17 protein-coding genes are annotated in these 18,484 nt (G+C 70.5%); 1 reads left to right on the top strand and 16 read right to left on the bottom strand.

What is annotated here, in order from left to right:
• Positions 1–45: 45 nt before the first annotated feature.
• From CT688_RS07255 to infC, 15 genes are all read right to left on the bottom strand, one after another.
• On the bottom strand, positions 46–534 hold the full coding sequence (locus tag CT688_RS07255) for an arginine repressor (protein WP_182626939.1): 489 nt from the start codon (positions 532–534) through the stop codon (positions 46–48).
• A 5-nt stretch (positions 535–539) separates the two neighbouring features.
• Positions 540–1,481 (bottom strand): ornithine carbamoyltransferase, encoded by a 942-nt coding sequence (argF, locus tag CT688_RS07250; protein WP_107756348.1) that lies wholly within the window; start codon positions 1,479–1,481, stop codon positions 540–542.
• Entirely contained in the window at positions 1,478–2,692 is a 1,215-nt protein-coding gene (locus CT688_RS07245) for an acetylornithine transaminase (RefSeq protein WP_107756347.1), read from the bottom strand. The genes argF and CT688_RS07245 overlap by 4 nt, the downstream gene beginning before the upstream one ends.
• Complete coding sequence (gene argB / locus CT688_RS07240; protein ID WP_182613277.1) at positions 2,689–3,624, bottom strand: acetylglutamate kinase; 936 nt, start codon at positions 3,622–3,624, stop codon at positions 2,689–2,691. Before argB ends, CT688_RS07245 begins: the two co-directional genes overlap by 4 nt.
• 1 nt (position 3,625) lies before the next feature.
• A complete protein-coding gene (locus tag CT688_RS07235) occupies positions 3,626–4,102 on the bottom strand; it encodes a hypothetical protein (RefSeq protein WP_107756346.1) in 477 nt (158 codons plus the stop codon).
• Positions 4,099–5,136, bottom strand: a complete 1,038-nt coding sequence (gene argC / locus CT688_RS07230; protein WP_107756345.1) for an N-acetyl-gamma-glutamyl-phosphate reductase — start codon at positions 5,134–5,136, stop codon at positions 4,099–4,101. Before argC ends, CT688_RS07235 begins: the two co-directional genes overlap by 4 nt.
• A 68-nt stretch (positions 5,137–5,204) precedes the next feature.
• On the bottom strand, positions 5,205–5,990 hold the full coding sequence (locus CT688_RS18005) for a DUF2786 domain-containing protein (protein ID WP_107756344.1): 786 nt from the start codon (positions 5,988–5,990) through the stop codon (positions 5,205–5,207).
• Between the two features lie 91 nt (positions 5,991–6,081).
• Positions 6,082–6,906, bottom strand: coding sequence for a bifunctional hydroxymethylpyrimidine kinase/phosphomethylpyrimidine kinase (thiD, locus tag CT688_RS07220; RefSeq protein ID WP_234414855.1), 825 nt, complete (start codon positions 6,904–6,906; stop codon positions 6,082–6,084).
• Positions 6,907–6,928: 22 nt separating this feature from the next.
• Positions 6,929–9,436: a phenylalanine--tRNA ligase subunit beta gene (pheT, locus tag CT688_RS07215; RefSeq protein ID WP_107756343.1), complete on the bottom strand. Its 2,508-nt coding sequence runs from the start codon at positions 9,434–9,436 to the stop codon at positions 6,929–6,931.
• Between the two features lie 41 nt (positions 9,437–9,477).
• Entirely contained in the window at positions 9,478–10,533 is a 1,056-nt protein-coding gene (pheS, locus tag CT688_RS07210) for a phenylalanine--tRNA ligase subunit alpha (RefSeq protein WP_107756342.1), read from the bottom strand.
• A 108-nt stretch (positions 10,534–10,641) separates the two neighbouring features.
• A complete protein-coding gene (locus CT688_RS07205; protein ID WP_107756341.1) occupies positions 10,642–12,303 on the bottom strand; it encodes an ABC-F family ATP-binding cassette domain-containing protein in 1,662 nt (553 codons plus the stop codon).
• Entirely contained in the window at positions 12,300–13,196 is an 897-nt protein-coding gene (locus tag CT688_RS07200; RefSeq protein ID WP_107756340.1) for an RNA methyltransferase, read from the bottom strand. Before CT688_RS07200 ends, CT688_RS07205 begins: the two co-directional genes overlap by 4 nt.
• A 10-nt stretch (positions 13,197–13,206) precedes the next feature.
• On the bottom strand, positions 13,207–13,587 hold the full coding sequence (rplT, locus tag CT688_RS07195) for a 50S ribosomal protein L20 (RefSeq protein ID WP_017836228.1): 381 nt from the start codon (positions 13,585–13,587) through the stop codon (positions 13,207–13,209).
• A 68-nt stretch (positions 13,588–13,655) separates the two neighbouring features.
• The gene (gene rpmI / locus CT688_RS07190) at positions 13,656–13,850 is read right to left on the bottom strand and encodes a 50S ribosomal protein L35 (protein WP_007630819.1); all 195 of its coding nucleotides are present in this window, start codon (positions 13,848–13,850) and stop codon (positions 13,656–13,658) included.
• 94 nt (positions 13,851–13,944) lie between these two features.
• Positions 13,945–14,550 (bottom strand): translation initiation factor IF-3, encoded by a 606-nt coding sequence (infC, locus tag CT688_RS07185; protein ID WP_231750541.1) that lies wholly within the window; start codon positions 14,548–14,550, stop codon positions 13,945–13,947.
• Between the two features lie 335 nt (positions 14,551–14,885).
• Between infC and CT688_RS07180 the strand changes: the two genes are divergently transcribed.
• Entirely contained in the window at positions 14,886–15,296 is a 411-nt protein-coding gene (locus CT688_RS07180) for a DUF1844 domain-containing protein (protein ID WP_107756339.1), read from the top strand.
• A gap of 75 nt (positions 15,297–15,371) precedes the next feature.
• Here CT688_RS07180 and uvrA read toward each other — a convergent pair whose 3' ends face one another.
• Positions 15,372–18,386: an excinuclease ABC subunit UvrA gene (uvrA, locus tag CT688_RS07175; RefSeq protein WP_107756338.1), complete on the bottom strand. Its 3,015-nt coding sequence runs from the start codon at positions 18,384–18,386 to the stop codon at positions 15,372–15,374.
• Positions 18,387–18,484: the final 98 nt, after the last annotated feature.

Genomic DNA, 18,484 nt, shown 5'->3' with positions numbered 1-18,484 from the left:
TCCTTTGTTGTTCGGGTCGGAGAGTATCGGGTCGGGCGGTGGCGGTCAGACCGGGCGCCGGGCCAGCGAGGCCAGCCGGTCCGCGAGCTCAGCGCCCCCGACGGGCTCACGGGCCATCACGAATATGGTGTCATCCCCGGCTATCGTGCCCACCACGTCGTCGAGGTTCGCGCGGTCGAGCGCGCTCGCCAGGAAGTTCGCGGCGCCGGGCGGAGTGCGCAGGACAGCGATGTTGCCACTGTGGTCCGCGGAGACCAGGAGGTCGCCGAGCAGCCGGCCGAGCCGGTCGGTGCCCCCGGGGATCCCGGGGGCCCGGCTGCCGTCCTCCGGGATGACGTAGCGACCAGCCCCGCCGTCCGCGGCCCGGAGCTTGACGGCCCCGAGCTCGTCGAGATCGCGGCTCAGGGTCGCCACCGCGACGGCGATGCCCTCCTCGGCCAGGGCCTCCGCCAGCTCGGTCTGGCTGCGGACGGCGCGACGCTCGAGGATCTCGGCGATCCGCGCGTGTCTGGCGGTCCTGCTGACCGTGCCCATCGTGGTCACGACCGCCCCATGAGCCAGACGAGCAGTGCCTTCTGTGCGTGGAGCCGGTTCTCGGCCTCGTCGAACACTCGGCTGCGGGGCCCGTCGATGACCTCGGCCGTGATCTCCTTGCCGCGGTAGGCGGGGAGGCAGTGCAGGACGATGACATCGTCAGACGCCTTGTCGACCGAGTCCTGGCCCAACCGGTAGTCGGCCAGGTCGCGGATCCGCTCTGTCGCCGAGTCCTCCATCCCCATCGACACCCAGGTGTCCGTGATGAGGACGTCGGCCCCGACCACCGCCGCGTCGACGTCGGTCGTGATCGCCACGGAACCGCCGGTCCCCGCCGCGACCCGCTCCGCGTCCGCGACCACCTGGCCGGTCGGCTGGTAGCCCTCCGGCGCGGCGATGGTGATGTGCATGCCCGCGGTGGCGAACCCGAGCAGATACGAGTGCCCCATGTTGTTCGCACCGTCACCGAGGTACACCGCACGCAGGCCCGCCGTGCGACCGAAGTTCTCCCGGATCGTCAGCAGGTCCGCGAGGATCTGACACGGGTGGAACTCGTCGGTCAGCGCGTTGACCACCGGTACGTCGGAATGCGCGGCGAGCTCCACGAGCGCGTCCTGCGAGTACGTCCGCCAGACGATCGCCTCGACGTAGCGCGACATCACCCGGGCGGTGTCCGAGAGGGTCTCACCCTTGCCCATCTGGGTGGATCCGGACTCCACCACGATGGCGTTCCCGCCCAGTTGGGCGATGCCGGCATCGAACGAGAACCGCGTCCGCGTGGACGTCTTGTCAAAGATGACGGCGACCGAGCGCGGACCCTCGAGCGGGCGGGCCGAGAACGGGTCGGCCTTGAGCCGCAGACCCAGATCGAGGACCTCGGCCTGTTCCTCGGGGCTGAGGTCGTCGTCACGCAGGAAGTGTCGCACCGACGGTGTAGCTGCGGTCATGGGGTGGACTCCTTCGGGGTCGCCGCGTCGAGGATCGCAGGGAGTCCCGCGACGAACCGCGCGGCCTGTTCCTCGGTCAGGATGAGCGGTGGTGCGAGGCGGACCACGTCCGCGGTGGTGGCGCCGACGAGGTACCCGGCCTCCCGGGCCGCCCCTTCCACCGACTTGGCGAGCGGGGCGGTGAGGACGACGCCCAGCAGCAGGCCGCTCCCGCGGACGTGGTCGACGAGCGGGTGGTCCAGGCATTCGATCTCCGCGGCGAGGATCTTCCCCAGCCGGTCCACGTGCGCGACCAGGTCGTCGGACTCGATCGTGTCGAGGACCGCCAGTGCGGCCGCGCACGCCACGGGGTTACCTCCGAACGTGGTCCCGTGCTGGCCCGCGGTGAGTAGTTGCCCGGCCGCGCCGACCGCGAGGCAGGCCCCGATCGGCAATCCCCCTCCCAGGCCCTTGGCCAGGGTGATCACGTCCGGGACCACCCCTGCCCGCCGGCTGGCGAACATCGCACCGGTGCGGCCGATCCCGGTCTGGACCTCGTCGACGATCATGAGGATGCCGTGCTCGCTACACACCGCGCGCACCTCTGACAGGAAACCCTCGGGGGGCTCGACGACCCCGCCCTCGCCCTGGAGCGGCTCCAGGATGACGGCGGCGGTGTCCCCCGGAGCCTGTCCGACGAGAGCGGTGAGGGCCTCGATGTCTCCGTAGGGGAAGAACTCGACCCCGGCGGGCATCGGCTCGAACGGCTCCCGTTTGGCGGGTTGGCCCGTCATCGCGAGCGCGCCCATGGTCCTGCCGTGGAACCCGTTCTCGGCCGCGAGGATCCGTGAGCGGCCCGTCCGGCGGGCGATCTTGAACGCCGCCTCGTTGGCCTCCGCGCCGGAGTTGCAGAAGAAGGCGCGGACGGGCTCGTCCACCGCCAGCAGCGACTCGAGCCGTTCGGCCAGCGCCACGACCTTCGGGTGAATGTAGAGATTGGACACGTGGCCCAGCTCGGCGACCTGGCGGCTGACCGCGTCCACCACCGCCGGATGTGCGTGGCCGAGCGCGTTGACCGCGATCCCGCCGAGCAAGTCCACGTACTCGCGGCCGTCGGCCGAGATCACGGTGACGCCCCGGCCCGAGACGAGCTCCAGGGGCGGGGTCCCGTAATTGCGCATGAGAGCGCTCTCCCACCGTGCGGTGAGCGATGGGGTGTCGGATCCGGTCATGTCGCGCCTCCTACCGGTGTGCGGATCTCGTGGTCACCCGCGGTGACCATGGTGCCGATGCCGCCCTCGGTGAGAATCTCGAGCAACACGGAGTGTTCGACGCGCCCGTCGATGACGTGGGCCGCCCGCACCCCGCCCTGGACCGCCCGCAGGCACGCCTCCATCTTCGGGACCATCCCGCTCTCGAGTGACGGGAGCATCTTCTCGAGCGGACCGGTTCCGAGGTGCGTGACCAGTGAGGACCGGTCCGGCCAATCGGTGTAGAGGCCCTCGACGTCGGTGAGGACGACGAGCTTCTCGGCACCGAGCGCGGTGGCCAGTGCACCGGCGGCGGAATCGGCGTTGATGTTGTGGACGGTGCCGTCGGCATCCGGTGCGATGGTGGACACGACCGGGATGCGGCCGGCCTCGATGAGGTCCAGGACGGCAGCGGGGTCGACCGACTCCACATCGCCGACCAGCCCGATGTCGGTCGGCTCGCCGTCGACCATCGCCGTCCGCCGGACGGCGGTGAACAGCCCCGCGTCCTCCCCGGAGATCCCGACCGCGTACGGACCATGCGCGTTGATCAGGCCCACGAGTTCCCGGCCGACCTGGCCGAACAGCACCATTCGGACGATGTCCATGACCTCCGGGGTGGTCACCCGGAAGCCTCCGCGGAACTCGCCCTCCATCCCCAGTCGGCCGAGCATCGACGTGATCTGGGGGCCGCCACCGTGGACGACGACCGGCTTGAGGCCACAGGTCCGGAGGAACACCATGTCGGCCGCGAACGCCGCCTTGAGCTGGTCGTCGATCATCGCGTTTCCGCCGTACTTCACCACGACGATCGTGTCGTGGAACTTCTGCAGCCAGGGCAGCGCCTCGGCGAGGACGTGCGCGCGGACGAACGGCGTCAGTTCGGTGGACCCGTCGTTCATCTTGGTGGTCATGTCAGGCCTCTTCCGGCTGGTCGGGAACGGTCAGGGTCAGGCGCACGTCGGCGCCCCCGCGGTGGCGGAACGCGAACTCCACCCCGTCCGTGGTGCGTGTGGGCTCCGGCCACGGCGACCGATCGGTGTCGGGTCGGAAGACCAGGACCTCGATCGGACCGACCTCGCCACCGGATCGGGCGCCGACGAACCGGGCGACGTCCTCCGCGACGGAGTGCGTGAACGTGAAATCCTGCCCGGTGTCCCCGGATCCGGGTCCGCCGAGCAGGACCACCGCTCGGATCGCCGGAACCTCGGCGCTCAGAATGCTCCACCGTAACTCCGCGGCACCCGCACCCTCGCCGTGGACCTCCAGGACCGACGTCGTGCCCGGGGGAGCCACCCAGAACAGCGCGTCGTTCCCGACCGGATCAGACCACGACTCGAGTCCGTGGGCGCGGCCACCGGATACCGCGCCGGACGAGGCGCCCACCGTCACGGAGCGAGGCCGACCGTGCTGAGACCGGCCGTCTCCGGGAGTCCGAGAGCCAGGTTCATCGACTGGATGGCGCCACCGGCGGTGCCCTTGGCGAGGTTGTCGATCGCAGCCGTGAACACAGCACGTCCGGCCCGCTCGTCGACCTCGATACCCAGTTGGACGGCATTGGACCCGAGGACCGAGGCGGTCATCGGCTGCACTCCCACGGGCAGCACGTGGACGAAGGGCTCGTCGTCGAACGCCTCGGTATACACCCGCCTCAGCTCCTCCGCGGTCGCGGTGGTCGGGGCGACCGCCGTGGTGAGGATTCCCCTGGCCATCGGGGCCAGGACAGGGGTGAAGCTCACCGACACCCGCGACTCGGTGACCCCCCGCAGGTTCTGGGTGATCTCGGGAGCGTGACGATGGGTGGTGACGCCGTACGCCTTCGCCGAGCCCATGACCTCCGAGGCGAGCATCGGCACCTTGGCGGACTTCCCCGCGCCCGAGGCGCCGGTGACCGCGACGATCGTGATCCCCGACGCGTCGACCAGGCCGGCAGCGACCGCCGGGAACAGCGCGATGCTCGCCCCCGTGGGAAAGCACCCGGGGACCGCGATACGGCGGGTCGACCGCAGCGCCTCACGCGCGCCGGGGAGTTCGGGCAGACCGTACGGCCAGGTGCCGGCATGGGCGGAGCCGTAGTAGGCCTCCCAGTCCGCGGCGTCGGAGAGCCGGAAGTCCGCGCCCAGGTCGACGACGAGGACGTCCGGCCCCAACTGCTCGGCGATCTCCGAGGAGTGCCCGTGGGGCAACCCCAGTACCACGACGTCGTGACCGGCCAGGGTGTCAGCACTGGTCTCGACCAGGACACGGTCCGCGAGCGGGAGGAGGTGGGGATGGTGCTCGGCCAGCGGCTGGCCCGCGTTGGACCCCGCGGCCAGCGCGCCGATCTCCATCTCACCCGACACCACCGCGGGATGCCCGAGGAGGAGGCGGAGGAACTCCCCTCCCGCGTAACCCGATGCACCCGCGACTGCCACTGTGATTGCCATGCGCACGAGTATGCAACATCATGCAATCTTTTGCACGTCCGCGGCCGTCCGCGCCACCCCCGGCCCGATCACGCCCCGATCTGACGCCGCCCGCCACCGAAGCGGCTCTGCCCGAGATCCACCGAGCCGCCCACCCGACGCCCTTCCTGAATCCCCGAGGAACCCAGGCGACGCCGCGCGCCACGGACCGCGGACGGGAAGCGACGCCGCAGCTCACTGTCCGCTCGCTGGGCGTCGGACCGCAGGACGAGCCCGGCCCCGGCGGCGTCGGTGCTCACGGCGACCGCTCCCCCCTCGGCGGCGGCCAATCGGCGCCCCACCTCGTGTGCGAACCCCGTCATGAACGACTTGCGGTGGGTGACCGCCGGAACACCGGGAGCCGGTCGCTGGCGTGCCGCCGCCGCGAGCATGATGCCGGTGAGAGCGCCCGCGAGCATCCCGACCCGCTCGACGTGCCGGCGCACCCCCACGACGTGGACCACCCTCGTGCCGTCGCGGCGGGTGGAGGTGACGGCCCGGCAGTGCATCGCGGCCGCCAGCGATGCCACCAGGCTCACCTGATCCGGCTGGTACCTGCCCGCGACCGGATGGTCCAGGACCACCACCTCCGCCGGTTGCGCCTCGGGCCCGGATCTCGCCAGGGCCTCGTCGACCCCGTACTTGGCGAGCAGGCCGTACGCCCGCTCGAGAAGGATCTCGGCCTCCGGCGTACCGGCCACGCTCTCGGCCTTGGCGAAGAGCTTCCGGACCCGATCGAGCGCCCGGGCCGCCGACGGCGCGGCAGAGGACCGGGCGAAGGGGTCGGTGGAGGATGCGGTGGTGGGCTCTCCGGAGGACTGCTGCGTGGTGCTCATTCTCTGCTCCTGATCTCGGCCGTGTACTGAGCCGGATATTCGCACAGGTGTACGACAGCAGGCCCGAGGGGGGAGCGGGATCGCAGGGGTCTCAGTGGTGGAGGAACCAGGTGTGGTCGAGTGGCCCGGCCCCCCGGCCCACCTCCAGATCGAGCCCACCCCGCAGGGCGCCGTCCATCCAGGGACGGACCCGCCGGTACGCCGCCTCCCAGTCGGCGGTACCCACCCGGGCCGTGGCCAGGGCGGAGGACAGCGAGCATCCGGTCCCGTGGGTGTTCGGGGTGTCCACGCGGACGAACGGCAGGCGCACGGTCGGGCGCGCGCCGCCCGCGGACCGGACGAGGACGTCCTCCGCGCTGCCGTCCTCGAGATCGCCGGTCGTGGCGAGCACCGAGCACCCCGTCTGCTCGTGCACGAGTTCGGCCTGGTGCACGATCATCTCGATTCCGCTCGCGGCGGGCTCGCCGCACAGGACTCCGAGTTCCGGGACGTTGGGGGTGACCAGGTCCACGAGGGGAACGAGGTCCCGCAGCATCCGCGAGGCGTCGTCACTGGCGAGCCTGCCCCCCGTGGTGGCGACCATGACCGGGTCGAGGACGACGTTCGGGGGCCGCCGGCGACGCAACCAGTCCCCCACCGCCTCCACGAGGGACGCCTCGCCGAGCATGCCGATCTTGACCGCGTCGATCCGGACGTCGTCCGCCACCGCGTCGAGTTGGGCGACAACGGTCTCGACGGGAACCCCGTGCACGCCCTCGACCCCGAGGGTGTTCTGGATCGTCACGGCGGTCACGGCTCCCATCGCGTACCCGCCCATCGCGGCGACGGACTTGACGTCCGCGAGCAGGCCGGCGCCGCCGGACGGGTCGGTGCCGGCGATGCACAGGACCCTCGGGACCCCAGCCTCCGCGGACACCACGGATGCCTGAGGCGACACCTCAGCCACGGAGCGTCGCCCCGACCGCCGCCTGCGCGGCCTCGACCGCCGCCGTGCGCCACCAGGTCGCCTCGTCCTCGGTGAGGGTCCGGTCGTCCGCCCGGAAGCTCAGGGCGTACGCCAGCGACTTGCGGCCCTCGCCGAGCTGGGAGCCCGTGTAGACGTCGAACAGTCGGACGCTCTCCAGGAGATCCCCGCCGCCCGCGCGCAGGGCCGCCTCGACCGCGGACGCGGGCACGCCCGCCTCCACCACGAGTGCGACGTCCTGGTTGACGGCCGGGTAGGCCGAGATCGACGGCGCCGGCAGCACGTCGCGTGCCCCGACGGCGCTGAGGTCCAGCTCGACGGCGCAGGACCGTGCGGGGAGTCCGAGCCGCTCACACGCGGCCGGATGCAGCTCCCCGGCGTGGCCGACCACGGTGCCGTCGACCAGCGCCTCGACACAACGGCCGGGGTGCCACGGTGCCCGCTCGGCCGCCCGCACGTCGACCTCCGCCCCCAGGGCGCGGGCGACGATCCTCACGGCCTCGACCGCGTCGAGGGCGTCCGCGTCACGGCCCGGTCCGGCGTGACCGGCCGGGACGCGCTTACCGGTGTAGAGGGTGGCCACGTGGAGCGGCTGGTCGGGCAGCGACGCATCGAGGCGCTCCCGTTCCTGCGGGGTGGGCTCGCGGTCCACCGGCAGCATCTCGACCGCCCCTGTGGTGGGGGTCCGGAACGAGACCTGCGCGACCGAGAACAGCGCCAGGTCACGCGCGCCGCGGGTGAGGTTGCGACGGGCGATCTCCACCAACGACGGGAGCAGCGTCGTGGCGAGATGCGCCTTGTCGCTCTCCAGGGGGTTGACCACGGACATGGTGTTGCGCCGCTCGTCGTCGTCGGCCAGCCCCATCGCGTCGAACACCGAGGGGTCACAGAAGGGCGACGTCAACACCTCGACATGCCCGGCGGCCGCCAGGGCGTGGCCCACCGCGCGGCGACCCCGCTGGGCAGCGGTGAGACCACGACCCGCGGGGGCGGACGGCACAACGGACGGGATGTCCTCCAACCCCTCGAGCCGCACGACCTCCTCCACCAGATCCGCGGGCAGCGTGAGGTCCGGGCGCCAGGTCGGTGGGGTGACCTCGAGCAGCACCTCGTCGTCCCCCGAGACGCCGCACCCGATCTGCTCCAGTCGGCGCCGTGCGGTGCCCGACGGATACTCCACCCCGGCGACGCGCGAGGGCCTGCTCGCGTCGAACGCGATGGTCGGCATGACCGGGGCGGATCCGACGTCGGTGAGCGAGGCCTCCACGGAGCCGCCGGCGATGTCGGCGAGCAGCGTCGCGGCCCGGTCCAGAGCGGCGATCGTCGCGGCCGCGTCGACACCACGCTCGTACCGCTTGCCCGCCTCGCTGGGGAGCTTGTGGCGGCGGATCGTCCGGAACACCGCGAGGGCGTCCCACACCGCGGCCTCCAGCAGCACGTCCGTGGTATCCCCGGAGACCTCGGTGTCCGCGCCGCCCATGACCCCGGCCAGCGAGATCGGGCCGCGGTCGTCGCAGATCACCACGTCCTCGGGGTCGAGAGAGCGCTCGACGTCGTCGAGGGTGGTGAGCGCCTCCCCCGCTCGGGCCCGCCGGACGGTGAGACCACCGCGCAGCGTCCCGGCGTCGAACGCGTGCATGGGATGCCCGAGTTCGAGCATCACGTAGTTGGTCACGTCGACCGCCGGCGAGATCGGACGCACCCCCGAGAGCAGCAGTCGACGGACCATCCACCACGGCGTGCGGGCGGACGGGTCGATCCCGGTCACCCGGCGGAGGGCGAACCGCTGCGCGCCCGACTCCGGCGCGACCACCAGGGGCCAGGTCTCACTCCCGGCGGGCAGCCCCAGCTCGGTGGCCGGGTCCGCGAAGTCCAGATCGAATCCGCACGCGAGCTCGCGGGCCAGACCGCGCGCCGACAGGCAGTAGCCCCGGTCCGGCGTGACGTTGAGCTCGATGACGGTGTCGGACCCAGCCGCGCCCGCGTCCAGCACCGCCCCGGCGTCCAGTACCGGGCCGGCGGGGTCACCGGGCTCCGCGGTCCCGTCGGCGAGCACGATGATGCCGCTGTGGTCGGAACCGATACCCAGCTCGGACGCCGAACAGATCATGCCCTCGCTGGGCCGGCCGTAGGTCGTGCGCTCACCGATCTCGAAGCCGCCCGGCAGGACGGTCCCGGGCAGCGCCACCACCACGAGGTCTCCCGCGGCGAAGTTCCGGGCACCGCAGACGATCCGTTGCGGTTCGTCGGCGCCCACGTCCACCAGGCAGAAGCGGATGGGTTTCTTGAATCCTTCGAGCTCCTCGATGCTGCTGACCCGGCCGACCGTGAGCGGACCCCTGATCTCGGGCAGCTGCTCCGGCTCGCCCTCGACCTCGAGGCCGACCCGCACGAACCCCGCGTCGAGCTCGGCCGGGGTCACCGACCAGCCGTCGTTGGCCCGCTGCAGGATCTCGGTCAGCCAGGACTGCGCAATTCGCACTGTGGGGGTCCTTCGTCTTATCGGGTGGAAGGGGGTGGTGGTCAGGCGCGGATGCCGAAGGGCAGCGAGAACCGCACGTCCCCCTCGACCATGTCCCGCATGTCGGACAGTCCGTTGCGGAACTGCAGGGTGCGCTCGAGGCCCATACCGAAGGCGAACCCCGAGTAGACCTCCGGGTCGATACCGCAGGCGGTCAGAACGTTGGGATGGACCATCCCGCACCCACCCCACTCGACCCAGCCGGCGCCACCCTTCTTCCGCGGGAACCACACGTCGACCTCGGCCGAGGGCTCGGTGAACGGGAAGTAGTTGGGCCGCATCCGGGTCCGGGTCTCCGGACCGAACAGGGCGCGGGCGAAGGCGTCGAGCGCGCCCCGCAGATGCGCCATGGTCAGGCCCTTGTCGATCGCGAGCCCCTCGACCTGGTGGAAGACCGGTGTGTGGGTGGCGTCGAGCTCATCGGTGCGGAAGGTCCGTCCCGGGCAGGCGACGTAGATCGGGGGCTCCCTGTCGAGCATCGTCCGGATCTGCACGGGCGAGGTGTGCGTGCGCAAGACCTGCCGGCTGCCCTCCGGGGCGATGTGGAAGGTGTCCTGCAGTGTGCGCGCAGGGTGATCCGGGAGGAAGTTCAGTGCGTCGAAGTTGTAGTGCTCGGCCTCGACCTCGGGGCCCTCCGTGATCTCCCACCCCATGGCCACGAACACGTCCATGACCTGCTCGGTGATGATCGTGATGGGGTGTTGGGCTCCGACGGGCGCCCGGCCCGACGGGACGGTCAGATCGAGCGTCTCGGCCACGAGGACGGCGGCGTCACGCTCTGCCTGGAGCTCTGCGAGCCGGGTGTCGTACGCCTGCTGGACCCGGCCCCGGGCCACGTTGACCGCCTTCCCGGCGGAGGCCTTCTGCTCCTTGGGCAGCGATCCGAGTGTCCGGCGCCCCAACGCGATCGGGCTGCGGTCACCCAGGTGGGCGGTCTTGGCCGCCGCGAGCGCCTCGAGGTCGGCGGCGGCGGCGAACGCCGCTTCGGCCTGCGCCGCGTAGTGCGCCAGCGATTCCTCGTCGATCCGCACCTCGACAGCGCTCGTGTCTTCGCTCACCTGTGCTCTCGTCCTCCCCGTCACGGCGATCTCCGGCGATCGCCGGCGGCATCCCGGACCAGGATAGTCGATCGGGATCGGACGCCCCGGCCCACGTGCTCCCGCCTGTCAGCGGACCTCGTCGACAGCGCCGGAGACGACGAGCAGCTCGCGGGTCACCCGGAAACCCCGCCGCATCCGCCGGTCGTGGGTCACCAGCAGGACCGTGCCGTCGAAGGCCTCCACCGCCCTCTCGAGCTGCTCGATCGCGGGCAGGTCCAGATGGTTGGTGGGCTCGTCCAGCACGAGCAGGTTGACGCCGCGCTGCTGCAACAGGGCCAGCGCCGCCCGGGTCCGCTCCCCCGGGGAAAGGGAGGCGCACGACCGGGCGACGTGTTCACCGCCCAGTCCGAACTTGGCCAACAGCGTCCTGCCCTCCGTGGGGTGCAACCCCTCCGGGTCCGCGGCAGCGCAGAACGTGTCCAGCAGGGATCCCGGCCCGCCGAACTCCGAGCGGACCTGGTCGACGCGTCCCGCCGCGACCCCTGCTCCCGTTCTCACCCGCCCCGCGTCCGGGAGTCGATCTCCGGCGAGCAGACCCAGCAGCGTCGATTTGCCGGATCCGTTGGCACCGGAGATCAGCACCCGGTCCCCCGCATCGATCTGCAGGGTCACCGGACCGAGCACGAAATCGCCACGGCGGGCGACCGCCTCGCTCAGGACGGCCACGACGGACCCCGACCGGGGTGCGGCCGCGATCTCCATCTTCAGCTCCCACTCCTTACGTGGCTCGGCGACCACGTCGAGCCGCTCCATCGCGCGCTGGGTCTGGGAGATCTTCGCGGCCTGCTTCTCCGACCGCTGTCCGGCGCGGTTTCGGATGTGTTTGTCCTTCTCCGCGTCCCTGCCGCCCGACTTCCGCATGGTGGTGCGCACGCCCTTGTCGAGCCACGTCTTCTGGGTCTGCATGCGCTCCTTGAGCTGACCGACCCGGCCCGCGTACTCCGCATACGCCTCGCGCGCCCGTTGCCGCGCCAGCGCGCGTTCGGTGAGGTAGGACTCGTACCCTCCGTCGAACACCGTGATCTGCCTCTGGGCGGAGTCGAGTTCGACGATCCCGGTCACGCATCTGGCGAGGAACTCACGGTCGTGGCTGACCACCACCATCGGACGCCGCTCGGTGTGAATGAAGTCCTCCAACACGGAGAGCCCCGCCAGGTCGAGGTCGTTGGTCGGCTCGTCCAGCAGCAGGATGTCGTACTGGCTCAGCACCACCGCGCAGAGGGTGACGCGGGCGGCCTGACCACCCGAGAGCGCCGCCATGGGCCGGTCCAGTGCGGCCCCGTCCAGGCCGAGCCGGGCGGCGACCACCGGGATCCGCTCGTCCAGGTCTCCACCGCCGAGCGCGAGCCACCTCTCGAGGGCGTCACCGTAAGCCTCGGCCGCCGAGGCCGAGTCCGCCATCCGCGCGGCGAGATCGTCCATCAGCGCCTGCGCGTGGGCGACCCCGGTGACGCGATGGAGGAAGCCACGCACCGCCTCGTCGTCGTGACGATCCACCTGCTGACGCAGGAGACCGACCGTCGCGTCCGGTGGGCTGACGGTCACCGTCCCCGTCATCTCGGCGTCGGGATTGCCTGACAGTGCGTGGAGCAGGGTCGACTTGCCGGCACCGTTGGGGCCGGTGAGGCCCCAGACGTCCCCCTCGGCGACGACGAGGTCGAGTCCGGCGAACAGTGAGCGAGCTCCCCGCGCGGCGCCCAGGCCGCGGGCCGTGAGGGTGGCGGTCACGAGGAGGCGGCCTGCAGGCGCGCGCTGGTGTGGAGGCAGATCGAGGCCGCGGTGACGATGTTCAGGCTCTCGGCTCTCCCCCGGATGGGGATCCGCACCCGCAGATCGGCGCGAGCGGCCAGCTCGGCCGGGACGCCGTGTGCCTCGTTGCCGAACACCCACGCCGTCGGCCGGGAGAGCTCCTGTCCGGCGTGTTCGATGTCCACCTCACCGTCACCTGTGGCCACGGCGACCTGAAGGCCCAGGCGGTGGGCCCGACCGATCAGATCCGACTCGGCGACCCCCCGCACCACGGGAAGGTGGAAGAGGCTGCCCGCCGAGGCGCGGACGGCCTTCGTGTTCTCCGGGTCCGCCGCACCCTCGGTGAGCCACACCGCGTCGGCGCCGAGCGCGTCGGCGACGCGCACGAGGGTGCCGACATTGCCCGGCTCGGCCAGCGCCTGGCCCACCGCCACGAGCCGCGGACCACGCTCGCCGGTGTCGTCGGGCCCGTCGGACGCGGGGGGCCCGTCGGACGCGGAGGAGTCATCAGACGCGGAGGGCTCCCGCACGACGGAACGACACAGCGCGACGATCCCCGTCGGCGACACGGTGTCGGACAGTGCCCTGACCGCGCGATCGGTGACCACGGAGACGGCGAGCCCGGACGCCGACGCCGTGGTGACGAGGTCGGAGAACCGCTCGAGCGAGTCCTCGCCGCAGAACACCTCGATCGCGACGCCGGCCGCAAGGGCCGCCTCGACCGAGTTCGCCCCCTCCGCGAGAAAGCGACCAGCTCTTCGGCGGGCAGCGGCCCGGTGGAGCTTGGATGCGGAAACGACCCGCGGGGTCCGTTCGGTGAACGGATCCGCGGGTCGTCCGGTGCCCTGCCCGGGCCGGGCGCTGTGCGTCAAGTCGCAGGTGTCAGGCAGCCGGCGCGTTGACGTCGGCCGGCAGTGCGCCACGGGCGACCTCGACCAGCGCCGTGAAGGCGGCCGGATCGGTGACGGCCAGGTCGGCGAGCACCTTGCGGTCCACCTCGACGCCCGCGAGCTTGAGACCCTGGACGAAGCGGTTGTACGTCATGTCGTTGGCGCGGGCCGCCGCGTTGATGCGGGTGATCCACAGCTTCCGGAAGTCGCCCTTGCGTGCACGACGGTCGCGGTAGCTGTAGGTCATCGAGTGGAGCATCTGCTCCTTGGCCTTGCGGTACAGCCTCGAACGCTGTCCGCGGTAGCCCTTGGTGGACTCGAGTACGGTCCTACGCTTCTTCTGGGCGTTGACTGCCCTCTTCACGCGTGCCACTGGTCAATCCTCACTGATCTGGGTGGCCACCTCGACGGTGACCGGAAGTACTACGTATGGGAGAGGGCTCAGAGCCCGAGGAGCCGCTTGATGCGGGGGACGTCGGCCGGCGCGACGTCCGTGCGACCGTCGAGACGACGGGTGCGCTTGGTGGGCTTCTTCTCCATGATGTGGCGGCGGTTGGCCTGCTGGCGCACCAACTTGCCCGTCCCGGTCTTCCGGAAGCGCTTGGCGGTGCCCTTGTGGGTCTTCATCTTCGGCATGATCGGTCTTCCTCACATGGTTCGTCCCGAAAGACCGGAGGGGTCTCGGGTGAGCGGACGACGTGCGTCCGGTGGTCGGTGTGGTGCCGGAGTCCTACTCCGAGGCGGGGTCGGTGACCTTCGACTCCTGCGCCTTGACCCGGGTCTTGGCTCCCTTGTGCGGGGCCACGACCATGGTCATGTTGCGGCCGTCCTGCTTGGCGCTGGTCTCGACGTATCCGTACTCGGTGATGTCGTCGGCCAGTCGCTGCAGCAACCGGTACCCGAGTTCGGGGCGGGACTGCTCCCGACCGCGGAACATGATCGTCACCTTGACCTTGGAACCCTTCTCGAGGAAACGGACGACGTTCCCCTTCTTGGTCTCGTAGTCATGGGTGTCGATCTTGGGCCGGAGCTTCTGCTCCTTGACCACGGTCTGCTGCTGGTTCTTCCGCGACTCGCGCTCTTTCTGCGCCGCCTCGTACTTGAACTTTCCGTAGTCCATGATCTTGCAGACCGGCGGGCGCGCGGTGGGCGCGACCTCGACGAGGTCCAGATCGGCCTCGAGGGCCAGACGAAGTGCATCCTCGACGCGAACGATCCCCACCTGCTCGCCCCCGGGGCCGACGAGTCGGACTTCGGGGACACGGATTCGTTCGTTGATACGTGCTTCGGCGCTGATGGGCCCTCCTCGGTAGATGGTGCGTCTGTCCGCGACCACTGGCGCGGTCGCGCATCCGCCCTCGAGGTACCCGCGGCGCCGCCGGACACACCGGTGACACCGAGAAGGCCCCACGGCACGGATACCGGGGGGCCTTTCACTCCTCACCCGTCGACGACGACTCGCCCGCGATCAGCTCGCGGGCCCCTCGCCGGGGGTGGTGACCATCAAACTACCTGAGGCGTCGGATGGTGGGAGATCGGGCTCCTCTTGGACGTCGGAACCCACCACATAGCGGGTTCCCACAGTCACCTGAGAACTGTACCAGTGTTGCGGGGGACCCCCAAACCGGTCCGGCCGCCCGGCGTCGAGATACCCGTGGGACAGTATTCGGCATGAACACCGACCACCCCGCGTCCACTGACCCCTCCGACGACGCGGCCGCCGAGACCTCTCTCGAAGACCACCTCGACGCCCGCGAGGTCGAGATCGTCGAACTCGCGGACGTTCCCGCCCAGGAGATCATCTTCCGCTCGATCGTCGTTCTGATGAGCGCCGCGGCGGAGAAGCTCGGGTTGTCCGACGACGACCCGACCGCGAGCCCGCACCTCGACCTCGACGAATCCCGGAAGCTGATCACCTCCCTCGCGGGTCTCGTGACCGGGTCCGCCGAGTACCTCGGACCGCAGGCAAGCGTGGTCCGGGACGGCCTCCAGGGCTTGCAGCGGGCGTTCCGAGAGGCGAGCGCGTTTCCCGACGAGCCCGGCGAGGGACCCGGCGAGAAGTTCACCGGGCCGGTCTACTGACGTCGCTCTGACCTTCTGACCCGGCTCCGACCGGCCCGCGGGGTGACGCCACGGTCTTCCCCACCGGGTATCCGATCAGCGCAGCGCCCGTGCCTTGCGTGCCGCCTTGGCCGCGGCGGCCTTCTTCGCCGGGGCTTTGCTCGCGACCGTCTTCTTGCTGGCCGTCGTGCGGGCGGCGGCTCTGCCGGCCTGCTTCCCCGCGGGCCGACGACCCTCCGCGGGCTCTTCCTGCACGGTGGGTAGAACCTGCGCGAGGAAGCGTCCGGTGTGGCTCTCGGGCACCGTCGCCACCTGCTCGGGGGTGCCCTCCGCCACGACGACACCTCCACCGGCCCCACCCTCGGGCCCCATGTCGATCACCCAGTCGGCACTCTTGATGACGTCGAGATTGTGCTCGATCACGATGACGGTGTTGCCCTTGTCGACCAGCCCCTGGATCACCAGGAGGAGCTTGGTGATGTCCTCGAAGTGCAGACCCGTGGTGGGCTCGTCGAGGATGTAGACGGTCCGTCCACTCGACCGCTTCTGCAACTCGGCCGCGAGCTTGACCCGCTGCGCCTCACCACCGGACAGGGTCGGCGCCGACTGGCCCAACCTCACGTACCCCAGTCCGACCTGGGAGAGCGTCTTGAGGTACCGGTGTATCGACGTGATCGGCTCGAAGAACTCGCACGCCTCCTCGATCGGCATGTCGAGCACCTCGGCGATGGTCTTGCCCTTGTAGTGGACCTCGAGGGTCTCGCGGTTGTACCGGGCGCCCTGACACACCTCGCACGGGACGTAGACGTCCGGCAGGAAGTTCATCTCGATCTTGAGGGTGCCGTCCCCCTGGCACGCCTCGCATCGCCCGCCCTTGACGTTGAACGAGAACCGCCCCTGCTTGTAGCCGCGGACCTTGGCCTCGGTGGTCGCCGCGAACAACGTCCGGATCTTGTCGAACACCCCGGTGTACGTGGCCGGGTTGGACCGCGGCGTGCGCCCGATCGGCGACTGGTCCACCTGCACCAATTTGTCGAACGACTCCATCCCGTCGATGCGGGAATGCCGACCTGGAACCTGGCGTGCCCGGTTGAGCTGGTTGGCGAGGGACGTGGCGAGAATGTCGTTGACGAGGGTGGACTTTCCGGACCCGGACACCCCGGTGACAGCGCACAGCACGCCCCCGGGGAACATCACGTCGACGTTCTTGAGGTTGTTCTCCCGGGCCCCGCGTACGTGGAGCATCTTCTCCGGGTTCAGTCCGCGCCGCGTCTCGGGCACCGCGATGGACCGCCGACCCGCCAGGTAGTCACCCGTCAGTGACTCCGTGCTGGCCAGCAGCCCGGCGTAGTCCCCGGAGTGCACCACGCGTCCCCCGTGCTCGCCGGCCAACGGGCCGATGTCGACGATCCAGTCGGCCGCGCGGATGGTGTCCTCGTCGTGCTCCACCACGAGAAGCGTGTTCCCCAGGTCCCTCAACCGGACGAGCGTGTCGATGAGACGACGGTTGTCCCGCTGGTGCAGACCGATGGAGGGTTCGTCGAGGACGTACAGCACTCCGGCGAGGCCGGACCCGATCTGGGTGGCCAGCCGGATCCGCTGGGCCTCGCCACCGGACAGACTGCCCGCCACCCGGTCCAGGGACAGGTAGTCGAGTCCCACGTCGAGGAGGAACCCCATACGGGCCTGGATCTCCTTGAGGACCCGGCCGGCGATCATCTCCTGGCGGGAGTCCAGTTCCAGCCCGTCGAGGAACTGCGCGCAGTCCGCGACCGACATCCGCGAGATGTCCGCGATCGACCGCTCGCGCCCGCCTGGGCCCGTCATGGTCACCGCGAGGATCTCCGGCTTGAGTCGGGTCCCCTCGCAGGTGGGACACGGGACCTCCCGCATATACCCCTGGTAGCGCTCCTTCTGCGATTCCGACTCCGTCTGCTCCAGCCGGCGCTTGAGGAACGACATGACGCCCTCGAACTTGGCGTCGTACGTGCGGACCCGGCCGTAGCGGTTCTTGTACCGCACCCGCACCTTCGTCGACGCCCCGCCGAGCACCGCCTTGCGCACCTTGGCGGGCAGGTCCTGCCATGGCGTACGCAGGTCGAAGCCCAGGTCGTCGGCCAGTCCCGAGAGCAGCTGCTGGAAGTAGTCGGCGCTCTGACCCCCCGACCACGGTGCGATCGCGCCGTCGGCCAACGACCGCTCCGGATCGGGGATCACCAGGTCGGGATCCACCTCGAGGTGGGACCCGAGTCCGTCACAGACCGGGCAGGCGCCGTAGGGCGAGTTGAACGAGAACGCGCGGGGTTCCAGGTCGTCCAGGCCGATCGGATGGCCGTTGGGACAGGCCATGTGTTCGGAGAACCGACGCCGCCGGGCCTGGTCGGTCTCGTCGAGGTCCACATAGTCGATCACGATGACGCCGTCCGCCAGGCCCAACGCGGTCTCGACGGAATCGGTGAGGCGCTGTCGCGAGGACGGCTTCGCGGCGAGTCGGTCGACGACCACCTCGATGTCGTGCTTCTCCTGCTTCTTGAGCGTGGGCGGTTCCGCGAGGGTGTGGAGCTCACCGTCGACCCGCACACGGTTGTACCCGTCGGCCGCGAGCTGCGCGAACAGGTCGACGAACTCCCCCTTCCTCGTGCGCACGACCGGCGCGAGGACCTGGAACCGCACGCCCTCCTCGCCGGCGAGGATCTGGTCGACGATCTGCTGAGGGGTCTGACGCGAGACCACCTCTCCGCACGTGGGGCAGTGCGGCACACCCGCCCGCGCATAGAGCAGACGGAGGTAGTCGTAGACCTCGGTGATCGTGCCCACGGTCGACCGCGGGTTCCGGTTGGTGGACTTCTGGTCGATCGACACCGCCGGGGAGAGCCCCTCGATGAAGTCGACGTCCGGCTTGTCCATCTGCCCGAGGAACATGCGCGCATAGGAGGAGAGCGACTCGACGTACCGACGCTGACCTTCGGCGAAGATCGTGTCGAACGCCAACGAGGACTTGCCGGAGCCGGACAATCCGGTGAAGACGATCAGGGCGTCGCGCGGGACGTCGATGTCCACGCCCTTGAGGTTGTGTTCCCGTGCGCCGCGGACGACCAGACGGTCCACCATGGGTACTCCTTCCGAGGGGGCTGTCGCCACGGACCCGTGGCGGTGGCCGTGCGCGCCGCATGGCCGCCGTCCCGCAGACGAAGGTACCAACGAACCCC

It is taken from the genome of Dietzia sp. JS16-p6b (assembly GCF_003052165.1).
Classification (GTDB): domain Bacteria; phylum Actinomycetota; class Actinomycetes; order Mycobacteriales; family Mycobacteriaceae; genus Dietzia.
The sequence above is the reverse complement of the archived record's forward strand: the minus strand, read 5'-3'. Positions and strand labels throughout refer to the sequence as shown.